The 21,049-nt window shown below is 56.5% G+C and carries 15 protein-coding genes; 3 read left to right on the top strand and 12 right to left on the bottom strand.

All coding sequences use genetic code 11. The features are described 5' to 3' along the window. Window positions 1–13 precede the first annotated feature (13 nt). The 3 genes from bcsA (O3S68_RS17695) to bcsR are packed head-to-tail and all read right to left on the bottom strand — an operon-like array spanning window position 14 to window position 3,579. A complete protein-coding gene (bcsA, locus tag O3S68_RS17695; RefSeq protein WP_269232099.1) occupies window positions 14–2,617 on the bottom strand; it encodes a UDP-forming cellulose synthase catalytic subunit in 2,604 nt (867 codons plus the stop codon). Next, the gene (gene bcsQ / locus O3S68_RS17690) at window positions 2,614–3,378 is read right to left on the bottom strand and encodes a cellulose biosynthesis protein BcsQ (RefSeq protein WP_269232098.1); all 765 of its coding nucleotides are present in this window, start codon (window positions 3,376–3,378) and stop codon (window positions 2,614–2,616) included. The genes bcsA (O3S68_RS17695) and bcsQ (O3S68_RS17690) overlap by 4 nt, the downstream gene beginning before the upstream one ends. Before the next feature lie 12 nt (window positions 3,379–3,390). Then, on the bottom strand, window positions 3,391–3,579 hold the full coding sequence (gene bcsR / locus O3S68_RS17685; protein WP_017458258.1) for a cellulose biosynthesis protein BcsR: 189 nt from the start codon (window positions 3,577–3,579) through the stop codon (window positions 3,391–3,393). A 179-nt stretch (window positions 3,580–3,758) separates the two neighbouring features. On the opposite strand from bcsR, the gene bcsE reads away from it, so the two are divergent. From bcsE to bcsG, 3 genes are read left to right on the top strand one after another with little or no spacing between them, the layout of a single operon-like run. Beyond that, window positions 3,759–5,318: a cellulose biosynthesis c-di-GMP-binding protein BcsE gene (gene bcsE / locus O3S68_RS17680; RefSeq protein ID WP_269232097.1), complete on the top strand. Its 1,560-nt coding sequence runs from the start codon at window positions 3,759–3,761 to the stop codon at window positions 5,316–5,318. Beyond that, window positions 5,315–5,512: a cellulose biosynthesis protein BcsF gene (gene bcsF / locus O3S68_RS17675; protein ID WP_017458256.1), complete on the top strand. Its 198-nt coding sequence runs from the start codon at window positions 5,315–5,317 to the stop codon at window positions 5,510–5,512. Before bcsE ends, bcsF begins: the two co-directional genes overlap by 4 nt. After that, entirely contained in the window at window positions 5,505–7,184 is a 1,680-nt protein-coding gene (gene bcsG, locus O3S68_RS17670) for a cellulose biosynthesis protein BcsG (RefSeq protein WP_269232096.1), read from the top strand. The genes bcsF and bcsG overlap by 8 nt, the downstream gene beginning before the upstream one ends. A 39-nt stretch (window positions 7,185–7,223) precedes the next feature. Here the strand turns inward: bcsG and O3S68_RS17665 are convergent, their stop codons facing one another. From O3S68_RS17665 to dppD, 9 genes are all read right to left on the bottom strand, one after another. After that, window positions 7,224–8,219 carry a glycosyl hydrolase family 8 gene (locus O3S68_RS17665; RefSeq protein ID WP_269232095.1) on the bottom strand — a complete coding sequence of 332 codons (996 nt, stop codon included), beginning with the start codon at window positions 8,217–8,219 and terminating at the stop codon, window positions 7,224–7,226. A gap of 8 nt (window positions 8,220–8,227) precedes the next feature. Then, entirely contained in the window at window positions 8,228–8,707 is a 480-nt protein-coding gene (bcsD, locus tag O3S68_RS17660) for a cellulose biosynthesis protein BcsD (protein WP_020455674.1), read from the bottom strand. Then, complete coding sequence (locus O3S68_RS17655; RefSeq protein WP_269232094.1) at window positions 8,707–12,690, bottom strand: cellulose biosynthesis protein BcsC; 3,984 nt, start codon at window positions 12,688–12,690, stop codon at window positions 8,707–8,709. The genes bcsD and O3S68_RS17655 overlap by 1 nt, the downstream gene beginning before the upstream one ends. 14 nt (window positions 12,691–12,704) lie before the next feature. Further along, complete coding sequence (gene bcsB, locus O3S68_RS17650; protein ID WP_045507602.1) at window positions 12,705–14,990, bottom strand: cellulose biosynthesis cyclic di-GMP-binding regulatory protein BcsB; 2,286 nt, start codon at window positions 14,988–14,990, stop codon at window positions 12,705–12,707. Next, the gene (gene bcsA, locus O3S68_RS17645; protein WP_097406428.1) at window positions 14,987–17,098 is read right to left on the bottom strand and encodes a UDP-forming cellulose synthase catalytic subunit; all 2,112 of its coding nucleotides are present in this window, start codon (window positions 17,096–17,098) and stop codon (window positions 14,987–14,989) included. Before bcsA (O3S68_RS17645) ends, bcsB begins: the two co-directional genes overlap by 4 nt. A gap of 15 nt (window positions 17,099–17,113) precedes the next feature. Further along, window positions 17,114–17,917, bottom strand: a complete 804-nt coding sequence (bcsQ, locus tag O3S68_RS17640; RefSeq protein ID WP_269232093.1) for a cellulose biosynthesis protein BcsQ — start codon at window positions 17,915–17,917, stop codon at window positions 17,114–17,116. Further along, window positions 17,908–18,420, bottom strand: coding sequence for a cellulose biosynthesis protein BcsO (bcsO, locus tag O3S68_RS17635; protein WP_097406427.1), 513 nt, complete (start codon window positions 18,418–18,420; stop codon window positions 17,908–17,910). Before bcsO ends, bcsQ (O3S68_RS17640) begins: the two co-directional genes overlap by 10 nt. Before the next feature lie 630 nt (window positions 18,421–19,050). Continuing rightward, a complete protein-coding gene (gene dppF / locus O3S68_RS17630; protein WP_020455680.1) occupies window positions 19,051–20,064 on the bottom strand; it encodes a dipeptide ABC transporter ATP-binding subunit DppF in 1,014 nt (337 codons plus the stop codon). Continuing rightward, entirely contained in the window at window positions 20,061–21,044 is a 984-nt protein-coding gene (dppD, locus tag O3S68_RS17625; protein ID WP_020455681.1) for a dipeptide ABC transporter ATP-binding protein, read from the bottom strand. Before dppD ends, dppF begins: the two co-directional genes overlap by 4 nt. Window positions 21,045–21,049: the final 5 nt, after the last annotated feature.

The raw sequence follows: 21,049 nt of genomic DNA, 5'->3' as shown, positions 1-21,049 counted from the left end.
ATTGTTAAGCCAATCACGTCATCGGTTGCTGCACTGCCACATTCCGCTCCGGACGGCGCGGAATAAATGACACCACCCAGGACACCAGCATGGTGAATGAGCGGAAAATCACTTTGACAGACGGTGGAGCAAATTCCGCGAGGTGGCGATAGCCGCGGAAACCCAGTTTCAAAATATCCATCAGACTTTCCAGAGGCTTGTCTTCCGGGAAGCTGTCCTGCCACAGCGCCCATGTGTCGGCGCGGGCAAAAGTACACTGCACAAAATCGATATGCTGTTTGGTCGTCAACGGCATCAGTTGCAGGCCCACTTGATTGCCGTGAACACGCGCCACGGTCGTGGGGAACGCATACTCCTGCTGGCCGCGTTTGAGCAGCAAATTCACTTTTTGCCCTTCAAGCACCTGCGCCTGGCCGTTAATCTTGACGCCAAGCCCGCCGTCGGAGAAATCATGCACGGTACAGGAGAAAAGATGCCCGTCTTCGCGGGCAATTACCGCAGGCATCGACATTTCAACGCGGTGCGAGCGACGAACCTGTTTACTCTCTACAGAAACCGCGACCGCGCCGCCAAGGATAACCATGTTGTAGAACACCCACGCGATACTGACGAAGACGGTGAGTATTTCGTTTTCCGGGCCGTAGAAATAACGCCAAATCCCCACCAGTACGCCTAACAGGTTGAGCAGCACAAGGTAGATGTAAGGACGTGAAATCACCCAGTCCACATACTCTTCTTCCACCAGGCCGCCTTTGGCAGTGACGTTAAACTTCCCTTTGTGCGGGTTGAACAGCGCCACCAGCGTGGGCGGCGCGATATACCATGCCAGCACGGTTTCGTAGATCTCGCTCCAGAAAGAGTGACGATATTTGCCCTGAATCTTCGAGTTGGTCAGGCTGGCGTGAATCATGTGCGGCAGTACGAACAGCGCAATCATCAGCGCTGGCGCGTAAATGATGTAGGCATGTAGCAGCAAGAACGCCAGTGGCGCGGTAAGGAAGATAAGCCGTGGTACTCCCGATAAGAAATGGAACATGGCGTTGACGTAGCACAAACGCTGCGCCAGCTTGAGCCCTTTGCCCGTCAGTGGGTTATCAAGACGGAAAATCTGCACCATGCCGCGCGCCCAGCGAATACGCTGGCCAATATGCGCAGACAGGCTCTCTGTCGCCAGCCCCGCCGCCTGCGGGATGCGCATATACGCCGACGTATGCCCAAGGCGGTGTAACCGCAGCGAGGTGTGCGCATCTTCGGTGACGGTTTCAACGGCGATACCGCCAATCTGATCCAGCGGTCCACGGCGGATCACCGCACAAGAACCGCAGAAAAAGGTGGCGTCCCACATATCGTTGCCATCCTGTACCAGCCCGTAGAACAGCGTGCCTTCGTTCGGGGTTTTACGAAAACGGCCAAGGTTACGTTCAAACGGATCCGGCGAGAAAAAGTGGTGCGGCGTCTGCATCATCGCCAGCTTTTTCTCTTTTAAGAACCACCCCATGGTCATTTGCAGGAACGAGCGTGTCGGCACATGGTCGCAGTCGAAAATCGACACGAACTCGCCTTTCGCGTGTTTCAGCGCGTTATTGATGTTGCCCGCTTTTGCGTGCTCATGAGTGGTTCGCGCGATGTACTCGACGCCGACGCTTTTGGCGAACTGGCGGAACTCTTCGCGTCCGCCATCATCGAGGATCCAAATCTTCAGTTTGTCTTTCGGCCAGTCGATGCCCAACGAGGCGTAGATGGTGTTTTTCACCACATTCAAATCTTCGTTATAGGTCGGTACGAAGATATCGACAGAAGGCCATAGCGACATATCTTTCGGCAGCGGCACCGGCTGGCGATTAAGCGGCCACACCACCTGGAAATAGCCAAGCACCAGCACAATCCACGCGTAGGTTTCCGCGAACAGCAGCACCAGGCCGCATACCAGGCTCACCGGATCGTCCCAGTTCAGCGTCGAAGTGTAGCGCCACCAGATATAGCGGCAGGAAACGGTTAGCGAGAGCACGATCAGCATCAGGGCGGAGAAACGCCCCGGAATTCGGCGTACCAGCAGCGCCACGCCCCATAGCAGCATCAGGAAAACAAACTGCGAAAGCGGATTAAACGGCTGCGTAATACACAGAATGGCGAGGATCAGCGAGAACACCACAATGATGCCGAGAATAAAGCGGCGCGTACGCGGGCTAATATGCGCCAGCTCTTTTTTATCATCCAGATGACCGGTGCGATGCGTTACGCGCTCCGGCAGCGTATCCAGCCAGTGATACCAGCGCCCGCGCAGCACGCGCGCCCGGGCGAAACGCTGGCGACGAGGCGATTTTCTGTCACCCCAGGGCAGCATGACCAGCAACCACAAGGTTTGCAGCAGGTAACGCGCCGGATCGAGCGGTCGCGGTTTATCCGGATCAATATGCGGAAACCACAAATGCTGCTGCGCACGGAGTTGCTGCCAGCGCGGGTGCTCCAGCGGAATAAACACCCATGCGAGGATCGCCCAGAAGCAGCCAGACGCTGCGCTAAACCCGGAAGCGCCGTGTTCACGGTAACGCTGGTAGCGCTCGCTTAAACGCGCGCTCACCGGCGGGATCAGCAACCAGGCGGAAAGGCGGCTCATTGCGGGCTCCCTTCCTGCTCACCGCTTACTTCTTGCGGTTGCGCACAATGCAACAGGCACCAGTTCGCCAGCGTTAATATCTCTTCCGCCGCCAGCGAATCCGCCCGGTATTCGCCCAACGGCTGTTTCGACGCCTGAGATTCCGCCATCGCTTCATCGCGGTGGATAAGGGTCGGGAGGATCTGCCGCTGGCTTTGCAGCCATACCTGCCAGAGATCGTCCTGCAACTGGCTGCCGATGCGCAGGTCGTTAAGCAAAATATGCGCGCCAGCAGGTAAAAACTGCTGGTGCAAGCGGATATGGCAGTTGGTGTCGGGTTTTACCACCGTAAACAGATGGTCGCACTGCGCCACGAACTGCCGCGTCAGCGGTGAAACGCCGTGCGGGATATCGATTAATACCCACTGGTAACTTTGCTGCGTTTTCAGCGCCTGCAAAATGGTGGTGAGTTGGCTAAGGGGTTCGTGTAATAAATGGAGGTTTTCCCACTCATTTGCCGCCAGATGGCCGAAAGGCAGGAGATCGAGCTGCGAAGTATAGCGCATACCGGCATCGCGCCAGTCTTGCCCATCCAGTACCGCGCGCGCCCAGCCGTGGTGATGTTCAAAGTCGACATTAAATGACAGGCGTAAAAGGTTATCAGGGCAGGCATCAATCACCAGCACCGATTCGCCTAAAATTTGTAATGACCAGGCCAGAGCCGCGGTGATCGATGTTGTACCCACACCACCGCGAATCCCCTGTAATCCCAAGATGGCCATCCTGGTTATCCCTTATTGTTGACGGGCTAATTCTGCCAGCAGCGGCCAGCGCTTAAATGCTGCTGCCAACTGTTCTCGCTGGGAAATATCGGCGTAATCAATTTCAGGCAATGAAAATGCCTTACTTAACGCCAGAAAATCATTTTGGAATGTATAGCCCAGAGTAGGGTCTGACTGCGTTTTAGGTTCATTGTTATGCATTCTGGCCCGATCCCTTTGAAAAGAAATACATGTACAGAGTACAGAAGTAGCAGGGCATCGCACCCGAGAAAATTCGTTTACATGCTAAATCTGATGTTCTTTAATTTCAATGTTAGGTTTATTTCTCGGCTTTCGCTAGTAAACTGAGATACAGACAATTTTGCATCAAGAGGGACATCGTGGAGCCCATATTTTCTATTGGCATTGAGTCATTATGGGACGAATTGCGTCATATGCCCGCGGGCGGCGTTTGGTGGGTAAACACCGATCGTCAACAAGATGCAATAAGTCTCATAAATCAAACCCTTGCAGCCCAGAACAAAGACGCACAGGTGGCGGCAATCGGTATGGGTCAGGACCTGCGGAAAATCATTAAATTAGATAAAGAGTATGGTCCTGACAAAATCAGAATTTTCACAATGCCGAATCAGAATAATAGTCTATACTTTTTCACCCGCGATTTACTTTGTTCATTTGAACCTGAAAACTATTTACTGATTCTGCTGGGGGAAAATAATGCCTGGCAGAATATATCGGCGCCTGATTTACAACAATGGTTAGAAAGAACTCATGCCTGGGCGAAATATCATAAATGCTCCTTATTGGTTATTAATCCTGGCAGTAATAACGACAAACAATCATCCATTTTAATGAGTGAATACCGTTCGTTGTTTGGACTGGCGAGTTTACGCTACCGAAACGATATGTATCTTTATGATGTTGCCTGGTGGTGCAATGAAAAGGGCATTAGCGCGCGCCAGCAATTAGTGCTTAATCATCATCAAGGTCGCTGGCAGCTCGCGCAGCAAGAAGAAACGTCGGTGCAACCCCGCAGCGATGAGAAACGCATATTAAGTAATGTCGCCGTGCTGGAAGGCGCACCGCCGCTGTCGGAACACTGGACCTTATTTGATACCAACGAAGCGTTATTTGAAGAAGCGCGCTCCAGCCAGGCGGCGACGTTGATTTTCACCCTTGCGCGAAACAATCAAATCGACAACATCGCACGCCAGGTGCACACGCTGCGCCGCCAGCGCGGCAGCGGGCTGAAAATTATTGTCCGTGAAACCCAGGCCAGCCTGCGTGCTACCGACGAACGCTTATTGCTCGGCTGTGGCGCCAATATGGTGATCCCGTGGAACGCCCCTCTTTCCCGTTGTCTTACGCTGATTGAAAGCGTGCAGGGCCAGCAATTTAACCGTCTGGTGCCGGAAGATATCACCACATTACTGTCCATGACTCAGCCATTAAAACTGCGTAGTTTTCAGCCGTGGAACGTGTTCTGCGACGCCGTCGGGAATATGGTTAATAACCCGCTGTTGCCCGCCGATGGCAAAGGGGTGCTGGTCGCGCTGCGCCCGGTGCCAGGCATCCGCGTTGAACAAGCGCTAACGCTGTGCCGCCCAAACCGCGTGGGCGATATTGTCAGCCTTAGCGATAATCGTCTGGTGCTGTTTTTGTCGTTCTGCCGGGTTAACGATCTCGACACGGCGCTGAACCACATTTTCCCGCTGCCAACGGCAGATATTTTTTCTAATCGCGTGGTGTGGTTTGAAGATAACCAGATTGCCGCAGAGCTGGTGCAAATGCGCACGCTGTCACCGGATAAATGGGCGAAACCGCTGCCTGTCACCGCCACAGAGAAGAAAATCATTAACGCTGAGCACGACGGCACAAGCTGGCGTCGGATCCCGGAACCGTTGCGGTTATTCAGTAAAGCCACGGAGCACACATCATGATGTCAGTCAGCGATATTATTCAGCTGGTGGTGCTTTGCGCCCTGATCTTTTTCCCGCTGGGTTACCTTACACGCCACTGGATACGCCCTATCCGCAGCGCGTTGCGCATACTGTTTACCAAACCACGCTATGTAAAACCGGCAGGCGTGCTGCGCCGGGAATCGTTCGTCAAGGCAGACCGAAAACATGACTAATCATACTATGACCACTTCAACGCCTTCGCCTTTGTGGCAATACTGGCGCGGCCTTTCCGGCTGGAATTTCTATTTTCTGGTGAAATTCGGTCTGTTGTGGGCGGGCTACCTTAACTTTCACCCGCTGTTGAATCTGGTGTTTATGGCTTTTCTGCTGATGCCGCTGCCGCGCGTCCGCCTGCATCGTTTACGTCACTGGATTGCCATTCCCATCGGGTTCGGTCTGTTCTGGCACGACACCTGGCTGCCGGGTCTTGAAAGTATGATGAGCCAGGGCTCGCAGGTCGCGGGCTTCAGCGCCGATTACCTGTGGGATCTGGTGACGCGTTTTATCAACTGGCAGATGATTGGCGCGATTTTCGTGATGCTGATTGCCTGGCTGTTCTTGTCGCAATGGATCCGCGTCACCGTGTTTGTCGTCGCGATTATGATCTGGTTAAACGTGCTGACGTTGACCGGGCCGGCGTTTACTCTGTGGCCCGCCGGCCAACCGACCACGACCGTCACCACCACTGGCGGTTCGGCGGCGGCAACGGTCGCAGCAACGGGCGATACGCCGGTGGTTGGCGATATTCCCGCGCAAACCGCGCCGCCGACCTCAGAGAATCTGAATGCGTGGCTGGCAAGTTTCTACGCCGCCGAGGAGAAGCGCCAGAGCACCTTCCCGGCGCAGCTTCCGGCCGACGCACAACCGTTCGATCTGCTGTTCATTAACATCTGTTCCCTCTCATGGGCTGATATTGAAGCGGCCGGTCTGGCCTCGCACCCGCTGTGGTCGCACTTTGATATTGAGTTCAAAAACTTCAACTCGGCGACCGCCTACAGCGGCCCGGCGGCGATTCGCCTGCTGCGCGCCAGCTGCGGCCAGCCGTCGCATAAAAACCTCTACCAGCAGGCCAACACGCAGTGCTATCTGTTTGATAACCTGTCGAAACTTGGCTTCAGCCAGCAGTTGATGATGGATCACAACGGTGAGTTCGGCGGTTTTCTCAAAGAAGTGCGCGACAACGGCGGCATGCAGGCACCGCTGATGAACCAGGCGGATCTGCCGCCGGTGCTGCTCTCTTTTGACGGCTCGCCGATTTATGACGACACAGCGGTGCTGAACCGCTGGATGGAGTCCGACAGCTTTAAACAGGGCCAGCGCACCGCGACTTTCTACAACCTGCTGCCGCTGCACGATGGCAACCACTATCCGGGCGATCGCAAAACCGCCGATTACAAACTGCGCGCGCAAAAATTGTTTGATGAGCTGGATGCGTTCTTCACGCAACTGGATAAATCCGGGCGCAAAGTGATGGTGGTGCTGGTGCCAGAACACGGCGCGGCGCTACAGGGCGATAAAATGCAGGTTTCCGGCCTGCGCGATATCCCAAGCCCGTCGATTACCAACGTGCCGACGGCGATTAAATTCTTTGGTATGAAATCACCGCATCAGGGCGCGCCGATAACCATTACGCAGCCGAGCAGTTTCCTCGCTATCTCCGAGATTGTTACCCGCGTGCTGGATGGCAAAATCTTTACCGAGGACAACGTCAACTGGCAGCAACTGACCAGTAATCTGCCGCAAACCGCGCCGGTGTCCGAAAACGCCAACGCCATTGTGTTGCAGTACCAGAATAAGCCATATGTTCGCCTGAACGGCGGTGACTGGGTGCCCTACCCGCAGTGATCCTGCACACCTCTCCCCTGGCGGGGAGAGGTTATTGATTTAGCGCTGCTGCGCCAGCCAGACCAGCATTTTCAGGCTGGCGGAGTAGTAATCATCCTGCGCGGTGATCTGCGGTTGTGCGGGCGTTACACCCAACGTTAAATCCCGCACCGCCAGTAAACCGTCATTCATGTTGTACGGCGCGTTATCGTTGGTCGCCACATCCACCCATGCGGGAGTCTGGCTGCGGCTAAAACCCTGCCACCAGTTGCGCCACGGTGTTAACAGCGCGCTGTGCGGATCCTGCCAGCTCACATACAGCGGAATACGGATCGCGTCGTAGCTCATGCGCGGCGGCCACTCTTTCGCCGGATTCAGTTTGCCGTCCGCCGAAAGTGAAACCCAGTCCGTCGGTAAGCGCGCTTTGCCAAACGTCATATTGCCAAGCAGCGTTTGCCCGTCTTTGATCAAATCGCGCCACACCACCTGATGGCTGCGCTCAGCGAAAGCCTGCCACGCCGGGAAAATAAAGTAGGACGGATTCAGGTTCACATAGGTGTTGAGGTTAAAACCGTTAGCACCCGGCAACATCACGCGGTAACCCGCAAAACTCACCACCGTATGTTTGAGCACCGCCTGGGTTATCGCATCGGACGCGGCAAGGTACGCGGCGTTATTCCAGCGCTCCCCGGCTTTCAGCAGCGCCCAGGCGATCAGCACATCGCCATCGGTAGCGTCGTTTTTATCGGCGATGGGATCGGCTTCCACCGGGTTATAACGCCAGTAAAACAGGCCATTGGCTTTGTTTTTCAGCGTTTTATTGGTCCAGTTCCACATGCTGTCAAAGGCCGCTTTATCATTGTTGGCGACCGCCATCAGCATGGCGAACCCCTGGCCTTCGGTGTGGGAGACGTTTTTGTTGCCGGTATCGACAATGCGACCATCCGGCATCAAAAACCGCGCTTTATAACTCTCCCAGGCGCCAGCGGCCTGGGAAACGGATGCAAATAGCAGACTCACCATCACCACCATTGCGGTGAAAACGCGCTTTAACATGGGCAAACTCACTGTGGGTTAGCGTAACGGAAAAGAACATCCGCCACAGAATAGAGCCTTTCGCGGGTAAACACGAGGCTCGCCTCACCGCCCTGGTTTCGCAGCCAGCGCGAATAAAGCCCTTCAAGAATGGCGCAAAACGCATAGCACCAGCGGGTCTGGTAGGCCTCTTCACGCGCCACCGGCAGCGCCTGGTGGCGAAACGCCATGCCGTGCTCAGTGGTTTCGATATCAATAAACCCCCAGTTGAACACCGCCAGTTGCGCATTAATGTTCGCTTCCAGCTCGCCGACCGTCGATGAGGCCGGAAGCGGTACACGGTCCGCTAATGCTTCGCCCATCTGGCGCAGGAACGGCAGGCTTTCCGCTTCGCCGACGTTTCGCACCATGCCGTCAATCATCACGCTCAGCAAATCAAACCAGCCCGGCGGCGTTTGCTGTTGCTGGAAATAGCCAAGCAGCAGCGTGTTAGCAGTGTTGGTTGTCATTATTTATCCCCCAGCATGTACCGGAGCCAAATCCCGGCAGTGCTTTCGTTGTAACTGCCGAAGGTGTCATAACCGACTTTTCCACCTACCGACATATTTTTATTCAGGTTGTAATCGAGCCCGGCATGGAAGTTATAGCCAATGCCATTCTGTGAACCGCCCTGGTACTGTGCCTCTTTCACAAAGCCCATATCGGCGAGCTGTTGCAGCATCTTCTGCGCTTCCGGTTCTGTCGGGAAGTAATTGCTCTTGTCCTGCGTATAGGACTGGTAGCCTACCGCGCCGCCAATACTGAGTTTCCAGTTATCAATTTTCTGCGACAGATCAACCGGCAGCGACACGCTCACGTAGTTCTGCGGGCTGAAGTAACCGCCCTGGCCGTAAGTGAAGTAACTGAGGTTTTTCGAGTAGTTCATCCAGCCAACGTTCAGCCCCGTCTGTAACTGGCGGAAATCGTCGTGCCACGGACGCAGATAAACCCCGGCATTGGCGTTCACGCTGGTGTTGCTCGCCACATCTTTGCCGAGATAGCTGTATCCGCCGCCGCCAATGTAGAACCCCGCGTCGCCGTCGTCGTAGCTCAGTTGCACGCTGCCGCCGTTCTTGGTGACCTGCCCCCAGCGCTCGCCGGAGTAAGCGTCCCGCAGCCCAACGTAAGACAGCAAACTGTCGGTCACCGCGCGACGCTCGCCGGTAAGGATAAGCGTCAGGTAATTGGTCAGTTTCGGCGACCATTTCACGCCGCCGACCAGCGAGGTTAAATCCTGCCCCAGCGGCGTGCTGCCGATATCCAGCTTATAGCTGTCGCCGCTCAGCGCCATATTCAGCTCCACGCCGCTGGCGTTTTGCGAATCGGTGGAAGACTTAATCGGATCGCTATAGTTGGCCTTATAGTTTGATGCGCTCAAACTCTGCAAACGGCTCGATGACAGCAGCGAAGTGAGATTGTCGTAACCCGTTTCGGTAAACGGCGACAATTTGCTGGCATCGGCATAACCGGCGAGATCGGTAAATTTATCGCTGCCGTCGGTTGCCGTGGATTGGTTGGCGTTTTTAATCGAGGCCGCAATGTTACTCACGCCATTCGCCAGCGGGTTCGCGCCATAACGCCGCCATGAATCGCCAGAAGCGCTGCCGGAACTGAGCGAAACCGGTGTCGCGGTAAATTCAAAGCGTGCATCGCCAAACGGCGAACTGGACCAGGTGAGCGGCGCTTTGGCTTCCGTCAGCTTGCTGGTGCCGTTTTCCCCGTCGCGGCCACGAATTTCCACGCCACCCTGCAACCACATGCCAGTTTTCTCGTTCATCTGCTGCATCATGTCGTCGACCTGGCGCAGTGTTCGCGTTTGCGCCGTTTCGACTGGCAGATCGGTACGCGTGGTGCCCGGCAAATTACTGCCCGGTTCGTGTGCCACCTGCGCAACTTGCCACGGCAGCGTTTGGCCATACAGCGACTGCGGCGCCGCGCTTTTACTGGTGGTGGTAAACGGGTTATCCGCCAGCAACACACCGCCGATTGTCGGTGTTGCCGCGCTGTTGTTCGACTCCAGCCCCACCAGCTTACCCCGCGCGCTGCGCAGATAGGTCATCGCCTGCTGATGATTGCCTTTCGCCTCTTCCAGCCGCGCCAGCAGCAACAAGCGATCCGGTGAATTATTACTGCGCAGGCCGCTGGCTAAGGTTTGCGCCTTGTCGACGTTATTTTCCGCCAGCGCGACATCAATCGCCCCGACGCGCGCCGCCTGATCCTCGCTGTCGCGCGTCATCAGGTAGTCATACAGCACGCCCGCTTCTTTGTTCATCTTGCCGGACTGATACAAACGCCCCATCGCGAACATCAAATCCGTGTTCTGCGGGTCGTTTTGCAACGCGCGGATCAGCTTGTCATACGCGGCGGCATAATTGCCCTTCTCACGCAGTTGATCCGCTTCGTTGATTACATAACCATTCCGCACCCCGGCAAGCTGGGCTGGCGTGCTGCGCGCCTGCACGTCCGGGCGGGAAACAAAGGCCTGCGCCTCCTGGTTAAGCCCCGCCTGGTTCAGCACCGCAACCTGATCGGCATAATCGCCGATGTTGCCCTGCACGCCCTGTTTCATACTTTCACGCACCAGCGCGACGGCGGTGGTGGTATCGCCCGTCTGCGCCAGCATTCGCGCCAGTTTCCCGGCATCGACCGGGCTTTTCGGCGGTGTGGCCGCCAGCGCTTTCAGGGTATTGGATGCCGCCGTCATATTGCCCTGAGCGAGGTAGCGCTCGGCGGTCGCCATTTGCAGGTTGTAATTAACCCGCTGCGCCAGGTCGCGCATCTGGCCGTTCTGGCTGGCCGGCGAAATACGTGACAGCAGCGAACTGGCCTGTTGCCAGCCGCCATTTTCACTGGCGAACAGCGCGGCTGCATACAGTGAGCTGGCTCCGGCTCGTGGATTTTGCGCGGGCAGCATCACGTTCGCGGCTTCATTTTCCTGACCCGCTTGTTGCAGCAAACGCGCCAAATCAAGGCGCAACCACGGATCATCCGGCAGACGCGCCACGCCCTGGCGCAGCACGGCAATGGCCTGCGACGTATTTCCGCTGGCTGCCAGTTGTTGCGCCTGCCGACGCAGCGGGTCGCCAGGCGTCCCCGTCACCATGCGCGGTTGCAGTTTTTCCTGCAAACTCGCCGGTAACGTGCGCAGCAGGCTTTGCGCTTCTGCCGCTTTGTTTTGATCGCGCAGCACGTAGTAGAGATTTTCCCGCGCCGGGGCATTCTGCGGCTGCTCGTTGAGGATCTCGCGCAGCGCTTGTTCCGCCTGCGGGTAATCTTTGTTCTGGCGCAGCACATCGGCGCGGAACAGTTTGGCGGCGGTGCCGCGCTCACCGCTCTGCTGCGCCAGCGGCGCGGAAAGTGCCAGCGCCTGGCTGACATTGCCCGTTTTTAACGCTTGCTGCGCCTGCGCCAGTTGACCATAAAACGCGGCGTCTTCCGCCTGCGCTTTACGTTCTGCTGAAGCCTCGCCGCCCTGGCTCGCCGCCCGGTTCAGATACTGTGCCGCCGCCTGGTAATCACCGTTGCGCTGGGCAATATAACCCATGCCCGCCAGCGCATCGGCGTCTTCCGGGTTGGTTTGCAGTACCTGCTCAAACTGGCGTTTTGCGGCATTGCTGTCGCCGCTATTCAGCGCGCTAAAGCCCGCGCCTTTCGCGCTGCCACCGACATTTTTACGGTAGTACGCCTGGATCTCGCTATCCTGCGGATGGCGCTGCAACCAGGTATCATAAAAGCGTTCATCGCCAGCCTGCGGCGCAAGCCACAGCAGCGCCTGACGCAGCCCTTCATCCGCCTCTTTATTGCCGCTGGCCATCGGCTCCAGCAGCAAAATCCCGTCGCGGCGCGTTGCTTCGCGCCAGGTCAACATCTTGCCCAGCGCCACGCGGGCGGCATTGTCCTGCGGATGCTGGGCGACGAAGCGCTGAATTTCTGCCAGCGCCTGCGGGTAGAGCGCTTTATCGCCCGCCATCGTTAAATAGTATTCCGGCGCGAGGCTCGGCGGCGGCGTGTCGCCATTGAACAGGCTGCGCCAGGTTTCCAGCGCCGCCGGAACATTGCCGCTGCGCGCCTGCTGACGGGCAAGCGTTAACTGCCCTTGCGGCACCTGCGCCAGCTGTTTTGCATTATCCAGCGCCTGCAAACCGCTATCGTCCGGCGCGGTTTTCGCCAGCCTGGCGCGCCACTGCGCGGCGGTTTGTAAATCACCATTTTGCTGCGCCCACAGCGCCATCAGGTACATCGCCTGGGTGTTGTTGGCATCGACCATCAACACCTTTTTGAGCGACTCCATCGCCAGGTCGTCGTGGGACTTTTCGTGCCAGTAGTTCGCCTGATCAAACAGTGCCTTGAGCGCCGCGTCATTTGGCGCGGCCTGCGCCATACCAGAGGTCGCCAGCGTCAGCGCGCCGGAGAGGCAAATTGTTGTCAGCCGACGGGCGGTTTTTTTAGGCATTATTGTCACCCTTTTCACTTGCTGTTCCCCGCATCCAGACGTTTACGCTCGCGTTTTTTAAGCATGCGATACACCATTCCCCCCACCAGCGACCCGACCAGCAGGCTCAGGATCGCCAGCAGCGCCGAGTGCTGGTTGGCGTACCAGACAATTTTCAGATGGGGCGGCATTTCGCCGCTGGGGAACTGCTCGCCGACGCGGAAGCTGCGCACGCCATTTTCATTGGTGATGATGGCGGCGTCACCGCGAATACCGGCGTTAATTTTTGCCGACGCCAGATCGTCATGCAGATGCGATAACTGCTCGTCGTTGCTGCCAAGCGCCAGCACCACCAGTCGGGCATCGTTCCATGGCGAGCGGAAACTGATAAAGCCGCGCCACGCTTCATTGGAAGAGAAGTAGCGATCGGCTTCCAGCCCTTCAGCCGCCCAGTCGCCCGCTATCCAGCGCTGCACTTTCTGCCAGCTGGAAGGCTCACGCACGCCCAGCGTGCTGTCGTGGGTGACAAACGGCGAATTCGCCAGCAGCGCACGGTTAAAGTCATGCTGATCCATACCGCTTACCGCCAGCACATCGCGATCCCGCAGCAGTTCCAGAAAACTGCCGCCGGTTGGCACACCGAACACCACGCGGTTGTGACCGAGCGCGGTTCCGGTGGCGTTGCCTGAGCGTGCCGCCATATCAAACAGCGTGGCGATCTGCGTTTCGCTGGGGTTAACCGGCAGCATCAGTACCGTTTCTGAGTAATCCGCCAGGCGGGTAAACGGGAAAGAAGCCCCGACGAAATAGGAAAGATTCGGCAACAGCGCAAAGTGGCGGGTGTGGCTGAGATCGATCCACGAATCGTCATCAATGCGACTTTTAATGTTGTTATTCAGCAAGGTGCTGCACGGCGCGTCCTTTTTCGGCACGATGTTGAAATAGAGCGAAAGCTGGTTGTCGCCGTAAATCATGTACGGCTCCAGCGGCATATCAAACTGCTCCTGACGCGCATCGCCACCGAGTTTGTGCCACAGCGTCTCCAGCGCCCCCTGCTTATTGACCGGCAGGTTGTGCAGGAACGTGTCGTTCAGAGTCATGCTCAGCCACGAACGTTGTTCGTCAATCCAGTTTTCCGTCGGGAATCGGTAACCGATATGCAGCGGGATGGTTTCACCGTCCCACAAGAACAGATCGGGTGCGGCGCGGAACGCCACCTGCAACGGCGGGTGCCAGATCCCGGTGGCAGTCAGGCTTTGATCTTTACGGATCAGCTCCGATAACTTCACCGGACGATCGGTTGGGATCCAGCGCGGCGCATCGTACGGTTTGCTCAACGGGATCGTCTGGGCATCGACATCCACTGCCGGGGTTTGCTGCGCAAAGTTGCCGCGTGTTAAGCGCCATGCCGCCGCGCGTAATTCGCTTTCATCTTTCCCCACCACCAGTAGCAGTTTGTAAACCGGGTTCGCCGGGTTATCGATAATTTTCAACAGCGGCTGGCTGGTTTGCGGCAGTGTTAAACCACCAATTTGCTCACCGGGGTGGCCAATCAGAATGCCGTTTTTTTCCGGCAGACGGTCATGGTAGGCCGCGAACGAAACGCCGCGATAATCGGCCTGAATCCCCAGCCACGAGGCGATCAGCGCCCCGGCGCTAATGGTATCCGGGCTCAGCTTTGACGCGAATGCTACCGCAATCGCCGCCGGTGACATCTGCATGCTGTCAAAGAAGGGGCGCGGAAAATGGCTCAGATCCGCGCCAATATCCAGTTGCTGCCCTTCCAGTTCAAAACGCGAATCCGGCAGGATAGTGACACGATATTTGTCACTCAGGTCGCGCTGACACTGCATGGCGTCGCCATCGTTAATCTTAAAGCTGAGGCTGTTACTGGAGACCATCAGCGCAGCGGGAATATCAAGCTGGTAACGGGCCAGATCGCTGTCGGTCGCCGTCAGCGGCACAGTGCCGAGCGGTTGGCCGTTGAGCATCAACTGCATGGTGGCGTTACGTGCCGCCAGCGCCGGGGAGATGCGCAGGTTGAGCGCCAGCCGGGCGCTGGTCATTACCTGGTCGACCGGCAGGGTAAAATCAACGCCGCCCTGGAATTGCCCGCCGCTGAGGGTGATCCCTTGCGGCTGACCCATCTGCGCGATGCTGACACTACTCATCACCGAAGGCACAAATGTCGGCGTGGATTGCGCTATCGTTGGCGGCGGCAGATCCAGCGGCAGCAGCGATTCAACCGTCGTTTCTTCACTGTGTAACGGCGCGATAAACAGCGCGCCAAGCAGCGCCGCAAGTGCGGTTAGCCGTTTCATACGCTCTCCTCCTGCGCAACTTTTGCCGCATGCTGCGCGCGTAAACGGCGGTTTTCGCGGCGTGATTTCCACGTCAGCCAGAAAAGGTCAAAGACGCAACGCACAATGGTCAACAGGGAGCGGAACGGGTTGTCCTGCGGCTTTGGCGGGTTGATCCACGCATCAGCGCGGGAGAGCACCACGCGCACCAGTTCACGGCGGCGCGACAGCGGAATATCGTCGAACATCAGACGGATATGCTGCTCGTCGCTGGCGACGGTCTGCACCGGAATCGTGATCGCGCCGGATTGCAGCAGCAGTTCAATCGCTTCGATTTCATCATTCAAATGGCGATCGTCCGGGGCCACGATACGGCAGCCGCCCATCGACAAATCCGCCGTCTGGCTGCGCGACGTGATCCCGCTGGCGTAGTGGATAAGCACCGGGATATCGACATCAATGCGGATGGTTTTGCGGGTCTGGCGGGTTTCGCGCGCAACAGCAATCGCCGCCAGCAGGAAGATCAGGCAATACAAGCCCCAGCCAACGTTCAGCACAATAACGCGCGGATCCACACCAAAGTAGTCATGCGCGCAGGCGCGGACAATCCCGGCGACCACGCCCGCAGCCAGCAGCAAGGCAATGATCAAATGCGGGCGCACCACGCTGAAGTCGAAATAGCCGACATCCAGCAGCCCACCTTTGTCGGTGACGTTAAACTTGCCGCGTTTGGGAAACAGCATGGTTACCACGGTCGGCAGCGCAATGTGAAACGCCATTACCAGGTCATAAATCTCGCCCCAGAAGCTGTAACGGAAGCGGCCATTCAGCCGTGAGTTAACGTACACCGCCAAGAACAGGTGTGGCAGCGCGTAGGCAAATACCAGACTGGCCGAAGAGTGAATAATATTCAGGTTAAACAGCAGGTATGCCAGCGGCGCGGTGACAAAGGCAATGCGCGGCAACGCAAACTGGTAATAGAGCATCGCGCTCAGATAGCACAGGCGCTGCTGGATGGTCAGCCCACGGCCAAACAGCGGGTTATCGAGACGGAAAATCTGCGTCATACCGCGCGCCCAGCGGGTTCGCTGAATCACATGCAGCACCAGACGCTCGGTCGCCAGGCCTGCGGCCAGCGGAATATCAATAAATGCCGAACCCCAGCCGAGACGCTGCATTTTCAGGGCGGTATGCGCATCTTCGGTGACCGTTTCCACGGCAAAACCGCCAATCTCTTCCAGCGCGCTACGGCGGATCACCGCGCACGAACCGCAGAAGAAGGTGGCGTTCCAGTTGTCGTTGCCGCGCTGAATCGGGCCGTAAAATAGCGCCCCTTCGTTAGGAATATTGCGCCCGACGGAGAGGTTACGCTCGAACGGATCGGGCGAATAGAAGTAGTGTGGCGTCTGCACCAGCGCCAGTTTCGGGTCTTTCAGGAAACCGCCGACCGTGGCCTGCAGGAAGATGCGTGTCGCTACGTGGTCGCAGTCAAAAACGCAGATCAGCTCGCCGTTGGTGAGCTTCATCGCATGGTTGAGGTTACCGGCTTTGGCGTGCGCATTATCGTTGCGGGTGATGTAGCCGACGCCAGCGTCGGCGGCAAACACGGCGAATTCACTGCGTTTGCCGTCGTCGAGCAGATAGATTTTCATCTTATCGCGCGGGTAATCCATACACTGCGCAGCCAGCACCGTATCGCGTACCACATCCAGCGGTTCGTTATAGGTCGGGATATAGACGTCGACCGTCGGCCACAGCTCCATATCATCCGGCAACTGTACGAGTTCGCGTTTCAGCGGCCAGACCGTTTGCAGGTAGCTGAGCAGCAGCATTACCCAGACATAGAGTTCCGCGAGAAACAGCCCCATACCGAGGATGGTTTCAATTTCGGAATTAAAGTGCAGGGTTTGTGTCAGGCGAAAATAGATATAGCGCGTTGAGAGCAGCACCGACATCACCACCATGATCACCGAAATGCTGCGCTTTTTGCTCAAGCCCATTAAACAGAGAATACCGATGCTGATCAGGCCAAAAATGTACTGCTTTTGGCTGTCCATGGGCGTGATCACCACCAACAGGGCAACAGGCAGCACTGCCAGAACCAGCAAAATAGAGAGAAACTTTTTCATACGTTGCCCGAAGCGTTAGAAGCCTGACATGCGTGGTGAGTTGTGTACCGTGCCGTCACCGATTTTGACGCCCAAAATTCCGGCGACCCGTTTAGCAATCAGTTCGATATCGAACGCCGCGGCGGACGCCGGGCTGAAATCAAATACCGACTGCTGAGAAGCATTGGCTTCAGCGACGCTTTCATCGCGATGCAACACGCCCAGCAGTTGATTGCCCAGACGTTGTTCCATGAACGCAGTAACATCGCGGCTGATTAGCCGACGGTTGTCGCTCTGGTTCACCACAAAGTAGTGACCCGCTTTGCGGTTCAGCACATCGCCGGTAAGACGGTTATTTTCGATATACGGCAGCAGTGAGAGCGAGGCGGTATCGGCCAGCAGCGTGACTAAATGCACATCCGCAAGTCGCGACATCGCTTTCAGCGCCGCAGACGGCCCCGGAGGAAAGTCGGCAACGATAATCAAGCCCGGATAGTTGAGCAGCGTATTCAGGCCGCGCGTCAGAAAATGCTCGTCATTGGTTAAACGCTCATCAAAGGCAACGCGCTGCGCTTCCGTGACATCACCATACGGCAGCACGAAAATATTGCCGCCCGCGGTGAGCACAAACTGGCTCCAGTCGGAGTAATCCGCCGCGCGCGCCACATACCCACGCCCGTCCGACAGCGGTACGCCAAAATGCAAACGCAGCGCGTTTTGTACGTCAAAATCAAGCGCCAGCACTTTGCTGCCTGCGCGGGCAAGGGCGTAGGCCAGGTTTGCCGTCAGGGTCGTTTTTCCGACACCGCCTTTCGGCGAACACACACAAATCAACGGCATGAAGCGATCCTTTCTAACAACGAGTGTAAGGGCTGATTTTTTTCCGCGCGGGGCTTCTCCTCCGCCGCTTTCGCCGCGAAAAGCCGGGCATAGCTGACAGGGGCCGAAGAAGGATTCGCAGGCGATGGCAGCTGCATAACCGGTGCTACGCTTGCAGGCGCAGGCGCGTAGGCGGCGGCGTTGAACGCCGGAGCCACTGCATCGAGCTGGCTGGCGACGTCTTTTAGCAGAGAGGTTGTTGGCGCAGGTGCAGGCACAACCTCATCCACTGTCGCAGCAAGTTGTTGCGCGGCAAACACCTCAGGATCGACGGATTGCGGGACAGGCAGTGACACATGACCGCCCATCGCCAGCATGGATTCATCCGTGGCGGGAGAAAGTTGATTAATGATTGCCCAACTGCTCTGGTCTTGTGCGAGGTTCTGTGCAGAGAGATCTTTAAAATCGTGCTGCTGATTGCGAGTCTTATCCTTAAACCTCTGCAAATCATCGTAATGACCCATAGTTATTCTCATGATTTACAAAATAAAATTGCGTCCATCACCGTCAGGATTGGTGTCCTGATAGCATCAAGTGATGGGTTTTAATTGTGGCGGTGCGGTTTTACGCGGGTACGAAGTCTTACTTCAGCGATGGTTTTCAGCCTGGTTTTTACGTGCCAAAGTTTAGTAGGGCTAAAACGCTGTTTAATTTCAGCAAATATATAAACATTGGCTATAGATGCGCCATCTTTTTTTCACGCGAAATCTATTAAAGTGTAAATGACGCGATTAAACAAAAATCACCCAGCAACATTCATACTTAAGATAAATCACTTAGTTATAATATCTTTTTTAAATGGTTAAAAAGACAAATACGCTATCAACCTTTAAATTATTGTTAATTTTATATTACTATATGAAATATCTGGAAATATTTAGAGTGGTATTAAAACGGAGTATTTCCCCAACTCATTATTCCCCTTGAAATTATTTCACCACGACATTGCCGGTTATTTTTGGAAATTTCTAAATACAACAGGAATGTTTATAAGGAAAGGCCAGCAACGATAATGCCTGATGGCACCACCATCACCGGACCTACAACACTGCGTAGATCCGGTAAACGCCGGGCCACCAGGCATAACGTGGGGATTAAACGTGCGGTTTTTCGCCGTTTTCATCCTGGTCGACGGCGAAGCAAGCCACCAGTTGCCCGCGGTAGTCTTTCAACTGCGGTTGCAACTGCGTGCAAGGGCCGAAACGACGGCTGCAACGGGCGTTAAACGCGCAGCCCGGCGGCGGATTAAGCGGGCTTGGCAGCTCGCCGGTCAGTTTGATACGTTCGCGGCGCTCGTCCGGGTTCAGGCGCGGCGTCGCGGAAAGCAGCGCCTGGGTGTACGGATGTCGCGGGTTCGAGAAAATCTGCTCTTTGGTGCCTTTCTCCACGCAGCGGCCGAGATACATCACCATCACTTCATCGGCAATGTGCTCAACCACCGATAAGTCGTGCGAAATAAAGACGTAAGAGAGCCCCAAATCCTGCTGCAGATCCATCATCAGGTTCAGCACCTGCGCACGCACGGAAACATCCAGCGCGGAAACCGGTTCATCGGCGATCACCACATCCGGATCCAACATCAGACCACGGGCGATAGCGATACGCTGGCGCTGACCACCGGAGAACATATGCGGGTAACGGTCGTAATGTTCGGTTTTCAGGCCGACTTTCGCCATCATCGCCAGCGCTTTTTCCCGACGCGCCTCTTTACTGAGCGACGTGTTGATAAGCAGCGGCTCTTCGAGGATCTGTCCGACTTTTTTACGCGGGTTCAGCGAACCGTACGGGTTCTGAAAGACGATCTGGATTTTCTGCCGACGCAGCTTCTGCGCATGCGGATCGTGCTTGAGCAAATCCTGCCCCTGGTAGTAAAGTTCACCGCCGGTCGGGGTTTCAATCATCGTCAGCAGGCGGCCCAGCGTGGATTTACCACAACCGGATTCGCCCACCACCGCCAGCGTTTTGCCGCGCTCAAGGGTGAACGACACGCCGTCCAGCGCTTTTACCAGGCGTTCCGGGGCAAACAGCCCCTTCTTCACCGGGTAGTGTTTTTTCAGGTCGATAGCCTGCAACAGCGGCTGTTGCGAGGTGGCCTCGTGCGTACTCATAGTGTCGGCCTCCCGGCGTCATCGAGTGGGTAGTGACATTTGGACTGACGGCCGCCATCGACGGTGTTCAGTTCCGGCTCCTGCTCGCGGCATTTGTCCGTGGCATACGGGCAGCGCGGGTTCAGCAGGCAGCCAGTCGGGCGGTCATATTTGCCCGGCACCACGCCCGGCAACGAGGCCAGACGCGCTTTATCCTGCGCAAACTCCGGCAACGCACGTAAAAGCGCCTGCGTGTAGGGATGACGCGGCGCGCGGAAGATATCCTTCGCTTCGCCGGTTTCCACCACCTGGCCTGCATACATCACAATGATTTTGTGCGCCGCTTCCGCCACCAGCGCCAGATCGTGCGTGATCAGGATCAGCGCCATGTTTTCTTTTTGCTGCAATTCCAGCAAAAGCTCGATGATCTGCGCCTGGATGGTCACGTCCAGCGCGGTTGTCGGTTCGTCGGCAATCAGCAGCTTCGGCTGGCAGGCAATCGCCATCGCAATCATCACGCGCTGGCTCATACCGCCGGAAAGCTGGTGCGGGTAAACGTCCAGACGCGAAGCCGGATCGGGGATGCCCACCTGGTTGAGCAGGTCAATCGCCCGCTGCCGGCGGGTTTTCTTATTCCCGCCCTGATGTACCTTAATGGCTTCCATAATCTGGAAACCGACCGTGTAGCACGGGTTCAGACTGGTCATCGGATCCTGGAAAATCATCGCCACTTCGGAGCCCACCAGGCTGCGGCGCTCTTTTTCCGAAATGCGTTTCAGATCCTGGCCGTTAAACTCCAGTTTTTCCGCCATCACGCGGCCCGGGAAATCAATCAGCCCCATAATCGCCAGCGAACTGACCGATTTACCGGAGCCGGACTCGCCCACGATGCCGACCACTTCGCCCTGGCTTACGCTATAGCTTACGCGGTCTACGGCGCGGAATTCGGAGCCAACGTCGCCGAAATGCACCGATAACTTATCTACATTTAATAACGCCATCTCGA

This window comes from Kosakonia sp. SOY2 (assembly GCF_027109175.1).
Classification (GTDB): domain Bacteria; phylum Pseudomonadota; class Gammaproteobacteria; order Enterobacterales; family Enterobacteriaceae; genus Kosakonia.
This window is presented reverse-complemented; position numbering and strand designations above follow the sequence as displayed.